Genomic DNA, 17,456 nt, shown 5'->3' with positions numbered 1-17,456 from the left:
CGCCATGCGACGCTCCCGCAAATTCCTGAGCTTCATAGTTGTCCTACTGGCCATCAACACCTTGTTTTTTGTGTCCTGGTATGTCTTTGACGTTCAGGGCAGGGTGAAGGGGATAGCGGAAAACGAGGCCGGGAAAGCTCTGAAGGGAGAGTTCCGGATCGGATTCTTCACCATCAGCAGCCAGCAGGTTTACGCGGAAAAGATCAGTTTCGCGGCGGCGGATAGCTTGCTGAATTTTACGGTGGACAATGCCCGGGTGCGTTTTAATCTGCTGCGCTTCATCTTCTCCGGGTTCAAGATGCGCAATTTGATGGACCACATCGAGATAGACAAAGCGGATGTTCAGCTGGCCGTGGTGCCCAAAGCCAAAAAAGCCAAAAAGAAATTCGAAATCCCGGACCTCAAACCCATTTTCAACAAGCTGACCATCACTAATTCCAGCTTCAAGGCGGATGTGAAGGTGCCGCTCAAATTGGGTGAAGAAGGGCTGCTGACCGCGATGGAGGAACTCAGCCAGATCGATTTGACCATACATAACACAAACGTTTCCAATATCGGCCTATCCTCAACCACTTCAAGCGGCGGGACCCTGAATCTGAACGGGATTCTGGATAAGGGGCGGATTGCCTCTTCCCGGGTTGAATTGAGGAATTATGAACCCCTCTACCTTAGCCATCCCCAAATCCGCGATTTCCGCGGCAACCTAGACCTGGCAGCCAATGTTTCTCAGCCGAAGAAAGGCTCGGATCCGGTCCTGAACGCCCATCTGGTGCTGAAGGACGCTTCCGCCTTTGTTTGGCAGCAATATCCGGTGAACATACCCCTGCTGGATATCACCTCAGACGGCAGCAAGCTGAATGCCAGCCTAGCCCAAAGCACAGTTGGCTCCAGCAGCATCAGCGGCGACATCCGCGCCCGCGACCTTTTCGGCGACCTCATCATCGATTCCGGCCAAGTGGACCTGCGGGTCGATTTGTCCATGCTGGGCGCCAATTTCAGTGGCTGGGTGGATGGCACCCTGAACGCGGAGGGGAAACTTTTGGACCCCGTGTTGCAACTGGCGGCGGCTTCGAACAAGCTTTCCTTCTCCGGGCAAACCGTGGAAAACGTTGACCTTATTGCTACTTACAAATTCAAAGAGGTCGACCTGGCCTTGCGGGACCTAATTTGGCAAAACCAGCGGGTGGACCTCACTGGCTCGTTCAGCACAGAAGAACGCAAACTGACCGCCAAGCTGGACACAGAGCCGATACGGCGGGGCATTGCTGACCTCAAAGTGACTGCCTCAGCCGATGTGGAACTGGATTTTTACAGCGCGGTGCCGGAGATTCGGGCCCTGATCCACGGTCTGGATTTCGCCCAGAACAAACTTGATTATCGGGGGCTCTCCGGCTATGCGAACCTGGTTCCGCTCATCACAGATAACGGCCAGAACTACCTGGTGGACGCGGAACTCAGATCGCCGCTGGGCATCGAGCTCAGCCTGGTGGGAGATATCAATGACCGCAATTTCCTGCTGGAAGGCGATTTAAACTCGGTTCAGCTTGCCTCCGTCTATCCTGACAAAAGCATCGAGCAATTCAGGCCGTTGCTGAGCGGCGGGATTTCCGCCTTCCTCGCCGGGTCCAAAGCCGTGCTGTCTGCTGCTTTGTCGGTCGATTTGACCAAGGACTTGAATATCGGTGCAGACATCGACTTGATCGCGTCTTACGACCTCAAAACAAAACAAGGCGATTTGGTTCTGGACACACCATACTTTACTATCAACGGAGAGCCCCTCACCTTGGGGCTGGTGGCTGGTATCCAAGACCAGGAGCTTAAAATCAGCTCTTTTAACCTGAACAAGCAGATCATGGCCAGTGGAGGACTGGACCTCAAAGATATCCAGGACATGCAATTCCAAGTGGTTTTGGCCGACATTGGCAGCGAGATGCTCCAGTCTTATTTCCCGAACCTGCAATTGCCCCAGATCAACGGAGTGAACCTCACTGCCAGCTATTCCAGCAGTGGCACCGATTTCCTGGATGCTGTGCTGAGCGTCGCGGAGGTCAATATCCCCGGTTTGAAGCCCATGTCGGCTGAACTGACGCTGCTGGGGGACCCGAGACAGGTAAACATTCAGGGCGCGATCAGAAATGAATCCACCCAACTGGTAGATCTGGTCGGAGATGCCGTGCTGGACAAGGGCTGGAATCTGCGCCTGAACGCCCTGGCCACCGAACTGAACACAGCAGAGCTGATGTATTCGCCGCCGGTGGAAGGCTCGGTATCCGGAAACATAGGGCTTTTCATTGCTGACGTGCTGACCGGGGAGCGTGAGTTCTCTTTCGACGCCAGACTACTGTCTTCGCGGCTTTCGATCCCCAACGTCGCGGATCTGGATGATGTGCTTGTCTCTGTGGCCCAAACCAAAAACCTGCTGATCGTGGACACACTCTCCGTGCGCAGCAGCGAGTTCGGCAGCTTAAGCGGTTCCGGCGCTTTGGATTACAATATCCTGAACCGCACCATTTTCGAAGGTAACCACACCCTCAACCTTCGCGCTGAAGGAATGCTGTTCGAATGGCTGGACAAAGAATATGAGTATGTTCGCGAAGCCAGCGGCAAAGCCAACCTGGAATGCAACATCAGGACCCTCGATGACCAGTTGATGGTGCAGAGCGGGGTTCTTCGGATCAGCGAAGGCAGGCTGGTTCTGGATGACCAGCCTGAGGATATCCGCAACATCGAGCTTTCAGCGGACATCGAAGAAAACCGCGTGACGATCAGGAACCTCACCGCCCAGATGGGTAACGGGGTGCTGCACGCCATCAACCACTTCGACGGCGATCCCGAATCTCATCTCAAAGCCGCCATGCTCGATCTGGGCACCCTGCTGGTAAAGGTGGACGAGCCCGGCGCGCTGCTTTACGTGCCGGACATCACCGCTCCCCGTAGCCGCGCACGAATCGTTTTGCGTGGGCAAAATGCTGAATACGCGACGGTTACAGGGCCTTTCGACGACATGATGATAACGGCTGAGGCTTTGGTGAGCGAAGCCAGCATCGTTTATCCGCCCCGCACCAACAACCTGTTGAACCTGATTTACAGCTTACGCGGTTCTTTGGGCATGGATTCCGAGCCCAAGCGCGAAGCCATACCCCTGCCTTTCAACCTGGACCTCAAAGTGTTTGTGCAGGACAACGTTAAATACGCCACTTATCCCACCAACTTCATGATCATGCCCGGTGGTTACATGCACATCCTTTTCGATGGCAGCGTCTGGCATCCCCAGGAATCCAGCATCACTTCCGAGCAGGGCAGCATGGATTTCTTCGGCACCAAGTTCGCCATGAAAGAGCTGAACTTCAGCATCACCGGAGCCCAGAAAATGGTGACCATCGAAGGCACCCTCACCCATGAAACAGCCGACGGCACCATTGTCACCCTCAACATCAACACGGACAAGGAAAACCCGGATCAGTCCATCTTAAAGCGTGTCAACTTCACTCTCGACAGCGACAATCCTGACGACAACAACGCTGCCAGCATCCTCAGCCGCATGCGCTACAACGCCAGTTCCGAACAGCTTTCCGCCACCCAACAGGGCAACCTGCTGCAGGACGAGGCTCTGGGGCTGATTTCCGAAAACCTGAACACCTCGCTGCTCTCACCTCTGCTCTACCCTCTGGAAAACAACATCCGCCGCCTGCTGAGGATAGACGACTTCAGCATCCGCGCCGGATTCATCGAAAACCTCTTCACCAAATACACCACCAATCCCAACCAACTGACCGGATATACGGACCTGAACCAGTTTGTGGGTAACGTGTCCCAATTCAGTTCTTCCATCCTGCTCAACAACCTTTCCATCTACATGAGCAAATACCTGGGCCGCAAATTCTTCCTCGACTACACCCTGGGCCTGCAAGAAGCCACCGACCTCCAAAACCGTACCCAGATCGTGGTCTCCCACGAAGCCTCTTTGCGCTGGTATCTTCCGGCGAAGTTCCGCCTTGCCTACACCTTCAAATATGTGCCATGGGACGAACAGATTTCCCACGAACTCATGCTCCAGAGGTCATTCAAATTTTGGGGATTGTAACAAAAGCTTTGACAAAATATGCCGTCTGGAAATAATGCAAAAAACGATAATCATTAGGGAGGAAACCATGCCCGATAACGAGATCAAAGATAAACAGGCCGAAGCCACCAAACCCGCTCCGAAACCAGAGCGCAAGCCCCAGCCTCCACAGGCGGAAAACGAGAAACCACGCAACAAACTGGGCCTCGTGGAAATACTGATGTTCCTGCTGCTGGCAGGGGTGGTCTTCATCTTCATCTTTGGAATGCAGCAGCAAAAACGCGACAAAGAACTGGAACTGGCCATGCAGCAGAAAGTTGAGGAACTGAAGCCGATCTTCATGGATATCGCCAAAAGCGCAAAAGAGTACAAAGCCAATGATCCCTTTGGCGATTGGCCCCTCACCGTCGATGAACTTAACATTGACACGACCAATCTAAAAACCGAAGAATACGCTTTCGAGTGGTTGGATAGCGGCACAGTCGTGCTGACCACCACCGAAAAATTCGGCAAAGAGGGCGTCAAGATCAGCTACGACGTGGAAGGCGATTCCTACTCCATCGAAGACCCAGATGCCGGTTCCCGGCCGCAAATCAAGGAAAACTGGTTCAACCAGTAAAAACCGAATCCAATCCCATGATTTAAAACCCGCCCGCAAAGGCGGGTTATTTTGTGTCTTTAAACGGACGCGCGGATATTATTACAGCTCCGGGGGAAGTTTGTTACTCATTATGTTGAAAAGGGTTATGTCGCAAGCAACCGGAAACATCCTGCCAAAACGCGGATAGGCCCTTTGCCCCTTCCAACTCACATCCCATACACTTCCCGTGGACTTCCCGCCTGCCAAACGGGAACTCAGCGGGAGGCGAAAAGGAGGCGGATTGGAAGGGGCTAAGGACGGGTCAAGCCCAAGTTTGGCAGCAGGCATGTTCTTTCATGCCACCAGGTTAAGCATCGCGAAAAAGTGGCAGATGCTGCCTCCCAGCACGAAGAGGTGCCAGACGCTGTGGGCGAAGGGCAGTTTTTTCAGCACAAAGAAAATTATGCCGAGGGTGTAGCAGGCCCCGCCGACGAACAGCCAGATGAGGGAAGCGGGTTCCAGATAGCTCAGAAGCGGCTTCACGGCAATAACGATCATCCACCCCATCAGCAGATAAATGAGAAGGGAGAGCTTTTTCCTGCGGTCGAGAGCGAAGATTTTCAGGTTGATGCCAACGATCGCCAGAGCCCAGATAACGCCAAACAGCGTCCAGCCCCAGGCTCCGCGCATCACACCGATGGTCACGGGGGTGTAAGTGCCCGCTATCAAAAGAAATATGGAGCAGTGGTCGAGAACACGGAAAAAGCGCTTGAGGCCGGGATGGGTGATGGCGTGATAGAGGGTGGATGCGAGGTAAAGGATGATCAGAGTGGCGCCGTAAACGCTGAAGGAGGCGATCTTCCAGGTATCTCCCTTCCGGGCGGCAAACACGACCAGAATCACCAGAGCGGCGATGCTGAGCCCGACTCCGGTGCCGTGGGTGATGCTGTTGGCGATTTCCTCGCCCAAACTTTGTTTGGTGGGCAGGGGTATCCGGTCAAGCCAGCTGGAGCCCTTTGGTTTGCGGGGCTTGTTTTTAGCGGGCATGGCCGGTCAGAAGCGGCTTGTACAGTCTCAGCACGCGTTTCGCGATCCGCTCCGGAACCAGGTCCGTGATGGGCTCTCCGGCCTTGATCCGGTCGCGGACAAGGGTGGAGGACACCTCACTGGGGCTGATCTTCAAGGTGTTGCGGCGGATGCGCTTGAGGATTTTTTCGTCGGCGGAATGGCCCGGGCGGGGAATGATTAGAAACCGCGCGTTGGCTTTGAGCCATTGGAAGTCATACCAGCGGGGCAGTCCAGCGATGTTGTCGGAACCGATCACCCAGAGGAAAACGTGGTCCGGATGCTTCTGGTAAAGGTGTTTGAGCAGGTCGGCAGTATAGCCGCTGCCTTGGGCGTCGTCATCCCAAACTTCCATGCCCGGTTCCAGCACGGCGGCCACCAGTTCGCGGCGGCGCCGGTAGTCAAGCAACACGCTGTCCCGCTTGAAGTTGTGTCTGGCATTGGGCAGGAAGACAACAGTCTGGGCGATGCCGCTCCGCAAGATTTCCCTGGCGATGTGCAGATGTCCGTTGTGAACGGGGTCGAAGCTGCCTCCGAGCAAGGCCTGGCAAATCATTTGAAGTACTTGGCCAGTTTTTTTGCTTCCTTCGAATCGGGGTATTTGGTTTTCAGACGGTCATATTCGACCGCGGCCTGGTCTTTCAGTTTCTGTTTATAGAGCAAAAGGGCAGAATAATAAAGGGATTCGCGGTCGAGGCGGTCTGTGTTGCCAAGTTCGGCCACTTCCTTGAAATACATCAGGGCGGAGCTGTAATCTTTCATCTTATAGTAGATGTAGCCGGTTCTAAACCTCTTCTCTATCAGCTTGTACTGCGCTTTTTGGATGTAATCGATGGCATCGGCGTAGAGTTCGCTTTTTGGATACTTTTCCAGGAAGCGGCGAAAGGCATCGATGGACTGGATGGTCTCGGTCTGGTCGTACTGAGGGCCGAGGGATTCCTCAAAAAGGCAGACAGCGTAACGGAAAACAGCAGTGGATACCTCGGCATGGGTGGGGAAGGAATCCGAAAATTCCTGATAAAGGAGCCGGGCTTCGGCGAATTTGTTGGCCTTGAAGAGGCAATCGGCCTGGCGCAGCAGGGCGCGGGCAGAGGAAGCGGACTGGCGCTCGAAGTAAACATCGCCATAGAGGTCCGCGGCGCGGGTGTATTTTCCCAGTTCGTAAAGTTCGTCGGCCTTGGCCAGTTTTTCCTCGGTGGTGAGGGTGCTCCGGTTCTGCGCGCAGGCAGAGAGCAACAGGATCAGGATAATCAGGATCAGGGGATATTTCATGCGGATTCCTTATTCGATCGTCCAAAGCAGGAAGATCAGCGAGGCCAGGGCGGTGGTGGCCAATACGGGTTCAAACCATTTGAGGCTGGATATAGAGGTTCCGCTGGATACGAGTTCACGGTCGGTGAAGCTCAGTTCGTCGATACGGAGCAGTTTGTAGCCCGGCAGGCTGATTTGCTTCACCTGGAAGGTGTAGAGCGGAAAGCGTTCACTTCGGTAGGAAAGAAAGTTTTTATGCTCGACAGTGGTGCCGCCGAGTTCCAGGCCAATGCTGACCAGATTGAGGCTTTGCAGCGCGTAGGGGGCAAGGTCAGCCAGGCTGTCCCCCTCCGCTGCTGAAAATGCCAAACCCGACAAAGGGTCGGCTTCACGCAGGTCGGCTCCTTTGGAGAGCAACAGCCCACGGATGAGAAAATCCAGCCGGGGAGTGAGGTCCCCGGCTTGAATATTCAGGATTAGCGGGCGTGAAACGTCGATCAATTCAACGATCTGCTCGCTGATTATTTCCGGCTCCGCGCTGGCGGATTGAGCCTCAGCCGCAAGGCCAAGGCTCATCAGAGCCAATAGCAGGACCAGAAGTTTTTTCATTAGGGTGTTCAGATTCTCTTCAGATACTTATCCACTATCTTCATCTGAGGATAGCCGGGATTGTAGTTTTTGATTACCATCAGTTCGTTGTAAGTGGATTCATAGTCCTGCATCTGGAAATAGGTAAGGCCGATCTTCAACTGGGCGTCCCAAGCCTTGTCGTGGCCCTGATAGCGGTCCACCACTTCCTGGAACTGGCGTAGCGCTTTGGGGTAGTTGCCGGCGCTGTAATAATTCTCGCCGATCCAGTAGTAGGCGTTGGGGCTGAGTTCACAATCGGGATTGGCTTTCAGGAATTCCTCAAAGAGCACGATGGAGTTTTCGTGCCGGCCTCTGTTGTATTCTGCAAGGGCTGCCTTGTACTGCTTGTTAATGGCTTCCAGGCGGCGTTTTTCTGCCGCGGTCCGTTCTTTCGTGATCACAGACTGCAGGTCGGTGGTGAGGCTGGTGAGGTCGCTGTTGACGGCATAGACCCGTTCGCGTAATTCGCTCATCTCGGTCATCACTTGCGTTCTGTCTTTTTTGAGTCCTTCCACGTCGGAACTCAGGGTCTGGCGGATGGCGGTAAGCTCGTTTTGGGATTTGGTGAGTTCACCGCGGATACGGGTGATTTCGGTCCAAATTGCTTCTTTTTCCTGGGCGGCGCTCTTTTGCTGGTCTTCGGTAAGGGTAGTCTGTGAGGCTTGTAACTCAGCCATGGCCTCTTTTTCGAGGTTGATGCCCTCGTTGAAGGCAGCCTGGTTTTCAGCGAATTCACCCAGTTGCTCCAGAATGGCGTCCTGCTCGTCCATAAAGAGGGCGATGGATTCGACTTCGGCGGTCAAGTCATCCAAAACTTGGGCAAGCCTGGTGCTTTCCTCTGTCAATTGGGCTACTTCTTCTTTGGTGGCAAAGCCGGACTGGGAGTCCTTCATCTGTTTGAGGTAATCAGAATAGGCGTCGAAGGTCTCGTTGGTATCGGTGGTGAGGGCGGTGAGTTTCTGCTCCAGCTTGGCGTTGGCCGCGATGGCCTCGTTTAGCTGGCCGCTGATGGCTGCCACTTCACCCTGGAGGTTCACCAGAGCCGTGGCTGAGTTCACGATTTCGTCCTGCATCGGTTCCAGCACCTGCAACTGCTCGTCCACGCTGTTTAGCCTGATGATCAGTTGGTCGAGCTTCTCCCTATTATTGATGATATCTTTGCGCGCCATTTCCAGTTCGGCGTCCTGATTGTTCTGCCGGGCCTCCATGATCTGGACCTTGGCTTGTTGCGCCTTGAAAGTCTTGTTGCTTACGCAGGCTGACAATGCCAGCATCACGATCAGCAGCGCGAATAACGTTTTTCTCATCTTTTCCTCCTTACTTTTAGATAGTTGATCTATTTAGCAATCAGAAATGCTTTGTATCCTGCGAAAGTGGAATACAGGTCGGCTTTGCTGCACAGCTCGTAAAGCGAATGCATGCCCATCAGGCCTGTGCCGCAGTCTATCACTTCTGCGCCCAGGTTGGCCAAAATGTAAGCGATGGTGCCGCCACCGCCTTCATCCACCTTGCCCAGTTCGCCCATCTGCCAGAAAACCCCGGCCGTGTCAAAGATGCGAATAACTTTGGCGGTGAATTCAGCGTTGGCGTCGTTGCAGCTGTATTTGCCGTTACTGCCGGTGAATTTGGAGATGCCGACGCCGTGGTTGAAAAGCACAGCGTTCTGGCGCTCGTGCACGTTTGGATAGTTGGGATCCACGGCCGCGGTCACGTCCCCGGAGAGGATCATGGAGTTCATAAAGGTCTGGCGCAGGTTCGAACTGCTGTCATTTTCGCCGTTGTGCCGGAGAAGGGAGGCTACGAAATCCTGGATGAAGACGGACTGGGCTCCGGTGTTGCCCTGGCTTCCAACTTCCTCCTTATCAGAGAAATAGACCACCATGGTGCGTTTGGGTTTGGCGTCCAGATTGGCCAGCATGGCCTGCAACCCGGCGTAGGCGCAGATGCGGTCGTCTTGGCCATAGCCCACCACCATCGAGGCGTCAAAGCCAGCGTCCCGGGCCGGAGTAGCCGGCACCAACTGCAGTTCGGCGGAGATGAAGTCCTGCTCGACAATTCCGTACTTCTTGTTCAAAAGCTTGAGGGCATAGGCTTTGAGGGCTTCTTTTTCCTCTTTGTCCGGTTCCTGCATGCCGCTGAAGATCAGGTTCATCCTCGAGGCGTCGATGGCGTCTGCCAGATTCTTGGTGTACTGTTCCTTGCGGGCCAGATGGGGCAGCAGGTCCGGAATGATAAAGACCGGGTCGCCTTCATCTTCGCCGATGCAGACATTCAGCAACGAGCCATCGGCTTTCACGATGACGCCGTGCAGCGCCAGCGGTGTGGATACCCACTGGTATTTCTTGATTCCGCCGTAATAGTGGGTGCGCATGCAGGCCATGTCGCTGTTTTTATCCTCGTAGAGCGGGTTTTGCTTGAGGTCCACCCTGGGTGCGTCAACGTGCGCGGCAACCATGTTCACTCCGTGGCTAACGGGCTCGCTGCCGATCACGGCCATGGCGATGGTCTTGCCGCGAAAGATGGAATAGACGCGTTTTCCGGCCTTGGCGGCGGTCAGGGGTTGAAACTTGTTCGCCTTGAGCAGGGCTTCCGTCCAGAGTACGGTTTCGCGCTCGGTCTTGGCTTTGTTCAGAAATTCCTTGTAAGGCCCTGCGAATGCCTGGGCTTCTCTGATTTTCGCGGCGGAAGCTTCTTTCCAGAAGTTTTTCCGCTCATACGTTAGAGTGTTTTTGGCTTTGTTTTTGGTTGCTTTCATTTATTCTCCATTTATGCTTATCAGGATATATTCAGGATTTCAAGGGTCCGTTCGCCCATAGGTGCTTTCACCACGGCGATTTCGCCGGCCTTTTTGCCAAGCAGGGCGTTTCCGATGGGCGACAGCACGGAAACCGGCTGGATGCCTTCTCGGTTGTGGAAGTTAAGCTCATCCACACCCACGATCTGGAAGGTGATTTCCTCGCCGTTGGCAGTGTCGCGGGTTTGGCAAACGCAGCCGAAGCGGGCTTTGTCTTTGGGGATGGAGTCGATGTCGATAACTTTCAGGTGCGAACAGCGACGGCGCAAATGGTCGATTTCACCGTCGATTTGGCGCTGTTTTTCACGCGCAGCCTTGTATTCTGCGTTCTCGCTCAAATCGCCGAATTCGCGGGCGACCATCACGGCCTTCACCACTTCGGGGCGTTCGCCCATCAGCTTTTGTATGCGGCGCTGAATTGCTTCCATGCCAGCGGGGGTTATCAGAATGCTGAGGTCCATTCAGGCAGGCTTCTTCTTTAGCAGGATGCGTTGGGCGGCCACGGCGGCCTTTTTGAGCCGGGCGTTGCCGCTTTTGGTCCAGTTCTCGACGGTCTCCTCGATTTCCGGATGATAGCTTTGCAAGGAGGCGCAGAGGATTTCAGCGCTTTGGGGATCGCGGCTCTGGTCATGTTGGCGCCAGACGTCCAGATAAAGCTCCCAGTCCAGCTTTTGAACCGCCTTGAGCAGGGTCACGTGGTTGGAGGCAAGATCGTCGAGAGGTTGCAGCCACTGGTTAACGAAGTGCTGCACCACCTCTCCGCTCAGTTCCGGGTTCCTTTTCAATAGCTTTATCAAAAGGTTCACGGCTTGTTTGCGCACCAGTTCCTTGCCGCTGCGGGTCCAGTCGTAGGCATAACTGAGGTATTCTTCCGGTTGCTTGCGCAGCAGCGGCAGCATCACTTTTTCAAAAATCGATGCCAGATCGGCATCATGGGCGTTGTTCACGGCTTTTTGCACCATGGGCAGGTACACCGCCGGTTTTTTCTGCACTAGCTTGGCCATGATGGCGATGAACGCGGTTCTGCCGGTTTCGCCTTTTTTATCCCAAAGGTGTTTGTAAAAATGCAGGTATTTCTCGTGATTCTTGCCCAGCTTCTTAACGATGCTATTGGCCACGTGCACAATCACTTGGGGAGGTATCTTTCCATTGACCCGTTCGGGATAGGCGATGAAGATTATTTCAAAGTCAAAGTCGTTTTGGGGCAGCTTCTTCTGCAGATACTCGATCGTGTCCTTTCTGAGCCTTTCCTTCCAGTCGATGGTAAGCATCTTTTCTCCTTTTCAATGGTTTTCTTCTCAAAATGCCAAAGGCAATCAGGGCAGGAAAATGTCAAGGGAAAATCGTTCGGTTCTCATACAAATCAGGTGGTTTTACCCGGGATGCTGAACACGATGGTGGGACTGTGTATTGGTTAGTGACCCTTTGGAGGAATGAAGCGAGGCGGTCTGGCCGTTAAGGCCCTGTCCAGTGGATCTAATACGCCTCCCGCATAATGCCCGCATTTGATGCGAGTATCTTGCGGGAGGCGGGGGAGAGGGCTGGTTGAAAGCGCTCAGGACCTGACAGGCAGGGCCTCTTGGCGGCTAAACATTTCTATCTAAAGAATCAAGTGGGTGCTCAATCAGAAAGCGGCCCGCAAGACTTACCTGATAAGGACGACGCGGCCGGTCCTGAACCTGCCGGCGCTGGACATCCGGTATTGGTAAACACCGCTGTTCACAGGGCTGCCTTGGGCATCAGTTCCGTCCCAGGTGAAGCCTGCCTTTCCTGCATTGTCCGCGGTGAGGTTCACGTTTTTCACCAACTGGCCGCGGATGTTGTAAATGGCAAATTCCACTCTGGCCCCGGCTTCGCTTTTGATGCTTATCCCGGTGCCGCCGTGGAAGGGATTTGGGGAAACCCTCACCCCAACTTCCACGGGGGCCAGCTGGTCGTCTGTGGCCACGCTGACCATCACGGAGACAGTGTTGGACGGGCCGGAAAGCATCGGGGGATCGTCAAAGACCGAGCGGACCCAGTATTCATGGGTGCCGAGGGAAACCCCGGTGTCGCTGAAAGAGAGGATGCCCGGATCTGAGAGGCTGGAGATGCTGTTGCTGTCACGGTAAATGCGGTAGCCTGCCAGGCCTCTTAAGCCAAAATGTTGGGGCGTTTCCCAGCTTAGCTGCACGGTGTCGGGCGGGATGCAGGTCCCCTGCAGGTTTTGAGGTGGCGGCAGCACCTCGATGGGAAGGGTGGGAGGGCTCATTACCGGCATTCCAGCCATTCCGTTTTCGTCCACCGGGGTCACCTGGATGGCTATGGGATAGCCCAAATCTTCATTCACGGCCCTGTAAACCACCTCGTTCGCGTTGGCAATGGCCTGGGGAATATCATTTATGAACCTGTACCACTGATAAGCGGTGTTGCCTTCGGCATCACCGTCCGCGTCGATGAAATCATAGCTGGCAAACTGCTGTTGATACAGAACCGGTGGCCCCGTGACCTGGAGGTTTTCAACAGTCGGGGCCAGGTTGGAATATCCAGTCCCGGAAAGTGTAACGCTGAGGTTTGGGTGGTTGTGGAGGTTACTGCTGACGGTGAGGTTCCCTGCGTAGGTTTGAACTGCGGCGGGGGTGAAAGTAACGGTGGCAGTGAGGGATGAAGAACCGGGGATGCTGAAGTTCGTCACGCTGCAGGTAAAGACCGGATTGTCGCTGGTGATTGTGCCGGAAACCGGGGTGTCAAGGTAGTTCGTGATCGTCAGCGGAAGGGTGGCCGCTCCGGAAAGGTAGGTGTCCGGAAAGTCCAGGGTGTTGGTGGAAAGCGGATAGTAGCCCGCCAGGTCAGCCAGGGGGTACTTCACTGCCTGGAGGATTTCCTTGGAATTCATGTTCTGCAAGAAGAAGATCATCTCGCAATTGGCCAGTTGCCAGGCTGGATTCGGGGTGAAGCTGAGGTTGATGGTGGTGGAGCCTCCGGTGCTGAGGTTGATGTCTGTTCCGTTCTGATCCGGCAACATGAGCCGGTTGACGTTTTCCAGCGTTGTCTGGTTTTGCCAGGGGAAAGCGATGTTGGATTCTGTGAGGACGGCGTGCAGCTTCACGTTTGTATTGCTGTCCGTCTCCGGCTTGGTAACCGTCACGGACAAATGGACTTGGGGTCCCTCCTGAGTGCCCTGGGCACTGATCGTGAAGTGGGAAGGCACGCCCAGCCGGGCTGTCACCCTGGGCAGGTATGTGGTGTAGAGGGATTGGGTGGCGCTGCCTCCGGAACTTGGGTTCAGGCCGTCAAACCAGGCTGTGGGGACTCCGGTGGGGTTGTAAAAGTTGTTGCGGGCCTCGGAATACTGGTTGGTGAAGGCGTCGCCGGTGTGGTTCTTGATGACGGCAACCGGATGCCCGTTTTGCAACAGGTCGTGGCAGGCCATGGCGGCGCCGGGGCAATACTGGCACCAGGTCCCCGTGACAACCTCCACCACCACCAGTTCGCGGGGTAGTGCACACAAAGCTGGCAGCAGCCCCAGCAAAGCCAGGAAAAGCAGGGTTGTTTTACGCATTTGGACCTCCTTTCAGGCAGAACAGCGGGAAAACAGGAATATCACATACCAGACCGGGCGAGGCGGAAACCGAGGTAGAAGACGGGGTCGTGAACGAAACTGCTGTAGCGCTTCGAGACGCGGCACCAAGCCGGGCTATTCAGAAAGAAGCCGCTGCGGATGATTCTGGTATCCCCGGCGGCAGGTCCGGTGGGGTTGGTCTGGGCTGTGCCAGAGTAATCGCCATTCCAGTCCCAGCACCATTCCCAGACGTTGCCGCTCATGTCATAAGCGCCGATGCCGTTGGGGGCTTTGGTCCCGACAGGATGGGTGTTTTCAGCCGAGTTTGATAAATACCAGGCCACGGAATTGATATCATCCGAACCCGCGTAGAGATAGTCTGGGCTGTTAGTTCCGCCGCGGGCGGCATATTCCCATTCTGCCTCTGTGGGCAGGCGGTAGCCGTTGGCGGTCCAGTCGCAGACCGCGGCGTTCCAGTTGTCATCCCAGCTGGAGGGAACGTTGCCCCAGTTGGCTGGATTGGTGGAGTCGAGGATTGTATAGACCGGGGTGAGGCCTTCAGCCATGCTGAGCAAGTTGCAGAATTTCAGGGTGGAGTACCAGGAGATGCTGTAAACTGGATAATTGGCTCCCACCCCGTAGCCGCTGGCGGGGTTGGAACCCATCACTGCTTGCCATTCGCCTTGGGTTACCTCATACTTGCCGATGTAGAAAGGACTTAGAATCACGCTGTGGGTGGGAAGTTCGTCGGTGGTTCCCTCTCCTCTGGTGTCGCCCATTGTGAACGAACCGCCTGAAAGATAGATCATATTTGAAGGGGCGATGGTGTATTCCGCGCTGCTCACCGCGCTGGGAGTCCAGCCTGACTTGAAGCCCTGTGCTTTCAGGGTGGTGGTCTCGTCGATGTGGATAGGGGTTGAATATATCTCAGACTCGGAGCCAGGCTCACTGCCGTCTGTGGTGTAGCGGATGGTGGCTCCACTTGTGGGGCAGGTGATGGTCACGTTTTGCGCGTTTTCGTAGGACCCAGCGGGGGGATTGAAGACTGGCGCTGCCACTTCTCCAGCTCCGTCATCGGCTATCACTTTTACGCGATAGTTTTTGCCGCTGCCTACTCCATCAGAAATGTAATTCCAGTTGATCTGATACTGGGCGCCAGAGGCCGTGGTAGAAATGGTTCCAACATCTCCGCTGAGGGCAGTGGGAAAGATGGTGTAGCTGGCTCCACCGTCATTGGAAACCTGCACTGAGATTTCACAGGGCAAGTTGTCCGGATGGGCCAGATGGTAGTTGATCAGGACCTGGTCGTACAACTGCCCGGCCGTAATGTTTGTCAGCACTGGGGCTGCCGATAACAGGCCGGCTGTAAGGAACAGGATGAAAATCGCGAGCTTGTTCATTTCGCCTCCCTCATTTGATCAGCACCAGTTTGGCGCTGGAATTGTGGCTGGGGGATTTGAGCCGGATTAGATAGATTCCGCTGGCGCAGGGCTCGCCTGAGAGGTCATGTCCGTTCCAAACGAAATTATGGTTGCCTGGAGCGTAGGTCTGGGAGCGCACTAACTGCCCGGATAGATTGTAGATGCCGCAGGTGGCTGTTTCCCCTGCTTTGACGGTAAGGCTCACACAGGCTTTCCCACCGCTGCGGAAGGGATTGGGACTGGCAGGCTGCATACCGGTGAACAGTGTGGCTGGAGGCAGAAGGGATTCATCCACCGATGTTGCTATGATCTCAAAAATGTTGGATTCGCCCTCCGCGATGAACGCGGACAAATTCCCTACCAAAACGAAAAGCGCGAACAGGGTCAGCAGCTTGTTCATGCTATGCTCCTTGTGTTTTGTTTATAGGTTGGTTCTGCGCGAGAAAGCGCGCTCTGGACTGGAACGGCGCGGCACAGGACAGCACTCAGCGACATTCCTAATCATAACATTGACGTTTGACGAAGTTTTGCATAGTTCCTCTCCCTGTCAAGATTTATTTTGTACTCACATCCCTGTTTTGAGACAGGATATTCTTGAGCTTACATTTATTGTTGTAGTCGATGCTCGTTTCTTGCTCGGCTCCAGCTTCTCGGCTTTGGAAACGTAGCATGAATTGATAGAAGCCAGCCCGAAAAAAAAGCTTGCCTAAATTCCTTGAACAAGATTTATGGAACACAAAAATGTTTTGGCTCGATTTGAGCTGCAATGGGAGCGTCAATGAGGTTAAAGACCTTTCCCGGGGGAGTTCATCCCCACGATAACAAGCGTTTTTCCGCCTCCGCCCCGATCGAGGAGATGCCCCTGCCCCAGCGGGTGGTTATCCCCATGTCCCAGCACATCGGAGCGCCTTCCGTGCCGATCGTCAAGGTGGGCGACGAGGTGAAAGCAGGGCAGAAGATCGCGGACGCTGGAGGATTCGTATCCATTCCCCAGCATGCCTCGATCAGCGGCAAAGTTACCAAGATCGACACTTTTCCCCATCCATCGGGCGCTTCGGCCCTGGCCATCGAAATCACGGGCGACGGAACCGACAACTGGATTGAGTTTGCTGATGACCCTAATTTCCTGGACCTGTCTGCCGATGAGATGAAAAAACGCATCGGCGACGCCGGAATCTGCGGCATGGGCGGAGCAGGCTTCCCCACCTTAGTGAAGCTTTCACCCCCGACGGACAAACCCATCGACACCGTTATCCTGAACGGTGTGGAGTGTGAACCATACCTCACCGCTGACGACCGGCTGATGCTGGAAAAAACGCAGGAAGTGGTGAACGGGCTGAAGATCCTGATGAAGGTCCTGGGCGCAAAGCAAGGCATCATCGGTATCGAAGCCAACAAACCAGACGACATCGCCGCCATGAAAAAGATAATGGCCTCCGAAAGCCGATTTAGGGTGGTGCCGCTCAAACTTCAGTACCCCCAGGGCGCGGAAAAGCAGCTTATCTACGCCGTGACGCGCAGAAAAGTGCCCGTTGGAGGATTGCCAATGGCTGTGGGCGTGGTGGTGCAGAACGTGGGCACTGCCTTTGCTATTTATGAGGCGGTGCGCTATCAAAAGCCTCTGGTGGAGCGGATAATATCCGTTACCGGCAGCGTGGTGGCGCATCCCAAAAACCTCAAAGCCCGGATTGGGACTTCCTTTTCTGATCTGGTGGAGTTTTGCGGCGGCGTGAGCTCGGACCCGGGAAAGATCATTTCCGGCGGCCCGATGATGGGTTTCGCCCTGCCCTCGCTGGCGGCGCCGATGGCCAAAGGCAGCTCCGGCCTTGTGCTGATGAGCGAAAAAGAGAGCAAAACGCTTGAAGAACGCAATTGCCTCCGCTGCGCGCGCTGCGTGGATGTTTGCCCGATGAACCTGCTGCCCTGCCAGATCGCCCAGGCTGTTAAAGCCGGGGCGCTGGACCTCGCTCTTAAAGCGGGACTGGAAGACTGCATGAAATGCGGAAGTTGCGCCTACGTTTGCCCAGCGCACATCCGCCTGGTGCAGTGGATAGACACCGGCAAGATCCAGCACGCGGAAGCCCTGCGCGGCAAGAAATAGAGGTTATGCC

At 55.0% G+C, this 17,456-nt stretch carries 14 protein-coding genes; 3 read left to right on the top strand and 11 right to left on the bottom strand.

The genetic code is table 11. The features are described from left to right. Window positions 1–4: 4 nt before the first annotated feature. Entirely contained in the window at window positions 5–4,084 is a 4,080-nt protein-coding gene (locus GX466_05335; protein ID NLH93628.1) for a hypothetical protein, read from the top strand. 34 nt (window positions 4,085–4,118) lie between these two features. Continuing rightward, window positions 4,119–4,682 carry a hypothetical protein gene (locus GX466_05330; GenBank protein ID NLH93627.1) on the top strand — a complete coding sequence of 188 codons (564 nt, stop codon included), beginning with the start codon at window positions 4,119–4,121 and terminating at the stop codon, window positions 4,680–4,682. A gap of 315 nt (window positions 4,683–4,997) precedes the next feature. Here GX466_05330 and GX466_05325 read toward each other — a convergent pair whose 3' ends face one another. From GX466_05325 to GX466_05275, 11 genes are all read right to left on the bottom strand, one after another. Then, on the bottom strand, window positions 4,998–5,690 hold the full coding sequence (locus GX466_05325; GenBank protein NLH93626.1) for a hemolysin III family protein: 693 nt from the start codon (window positions 5,688–5,690) through the stop codon (window positions 4,998–5,000). Continuing rightward, a complete protein-coding gene (gene nadD / locus GX466_05320) occupies window positions 5,680–6,264 on the bottom strand; it encodes a nicotinate (nicotinamide) nucleotide adenylyltransferase (protein ID NLH93625.1) in 585 nt (194 codons plus the stop codon). The genes GX466_05325 and nadD overlap by 11 nt, the downstream gene beginning before the upstream one ends. Next, the gene (bamD, locus tag GX466_05315) at window positions 6,261–6,980 is read right to left on the bottom strand and encodes an outer membrane protein assembly factor BamD (GenBank protein ID NLH93624.1); all 720 of its coding nucleotides are present in this window, start codon (window positions 6,978–6,980) and stop codon (window positions 6,261–6,263) included. The genes nadD and bamD overlap by 4 nt, the downstream gene beginning before the upstream one ends. A gap of 9 nt (window positions 6,981–6,989) precedes the next feature. Beyond that, complete coding sequence (locus GX466_05310) at window positions 6,990–7,568, bottom strand: hypothetical protein (GenBank protein ID NLH93623.1); 579 nt, start codon at window positions 7,566–7,568, stop codon at window positions 6,990–6,992. An 8-nt stretch (window positions 7,569–7,576) separates the two neighbouring features. Then, entirely contained in the window at window positions 7,577–8,896 is a 1,320-nt protein-coding gene (locus GX466_05305; protein NLH93622.1) for a tetratricopeptide repeat protein, read from the bottom strand. 29 nt (window positions 8,897–8,925) lie between these two features. Further along, a complete protein-coding gene (locus GX466_05300; protein ID NLH93621.1) occupies window positions 8,926–10,344 on the bottom strand; it encodes an aminopeptidase in 1,419 nt (472 codons plus the stop codon). Between the two features lie 20 nt (window positions 10,345–10,364). Continuing rightward, window positions 10,365–10,844 (bottom strand): transcription elongation factor GreA, encoded by a 480-nt coding sequence (locus GX466_05295; protein NLH93620.1) that lies wholly within the window; start codon window positions 10,842–10,844, stop codon window positions 10,365–10,367. Then, window positions 10,845–11,654, bottom strand: coding sequence for a hypothetical protein (locus GX466_05290; protein NLH93619.1), 810 nt, complete (start codon window positions 11,652–11,654; stop codon window positions 10,845–10,847). A gap of 374 nt (window positions 11,655–12,028) precedes the next feature. Further along, window positions 12,029–13,924, bottom strand: a complete 1,896-nt coding sequence (locus GX466_05285; protein ID NLH93618.1) for an Omp28-related outer membrane protein — start codon at window positions 13,922–13,924, stop codon at window positions 12,029–12,031. 41 nt (window positions 13,925–13,965) lie between these two features. Next, on the bottom strand, window positions 13,966–15,324 hold the full coding sequence (locus GX466_05280; GenBank protein NLH93617.1) for an SUMF1/EgtB/PvdO family nonheme iron enzyme: 1,359 nt from the start codon (window positions 15,322–15,324) through the stop codon (window positions 13,966–13,968). A gap of 10 nt (window positions 15,325–15,334) precedes the next feature. Beyond that, window positions 15,335–15,745, bottom strand: a complete 411-nt coding sequence (locus GX466_05275) for a T9SS type A sorting domain-containing protein (protein ID NLH93616.1) — start codon at window positions 15,743–15,745, stop codon at window positions 15,335–15,337. Between the two features lie 378 nt (window positions 15,746–16,123). Between GX466_05275 and rsxC the strand changes: the two genes are divergently transcribed. Further along, the gene (rsxC, locus tag GX466_05270) at window positions 16,124–17,446 is read left to right on the top strand and encodes an electron transport complex subunit RsxC (GenBank protein ID NLH93615.1); all 1,323 of its coding nucleotides are present in this window, start codon (window positions 16,124–16,126) and stop codon (window positions 17,444–17,446) included. Window positions 17,447–17,456: the final 10 nt, after the last annotated feature.

Source organism: Candidatus Cloacimonadota bacterium (assembly GCA_012516855.1).
GTDB lineage: Bacteria > Cloacimonadota > Cloacimonadia > Cloacimonadales > Cloacimonadaceae > Syntrophosphaera.
Note: the sequence above shows the minus strand (reverse complement) of the source record. Positions and strands in the feature narration are given on the sequence as shown.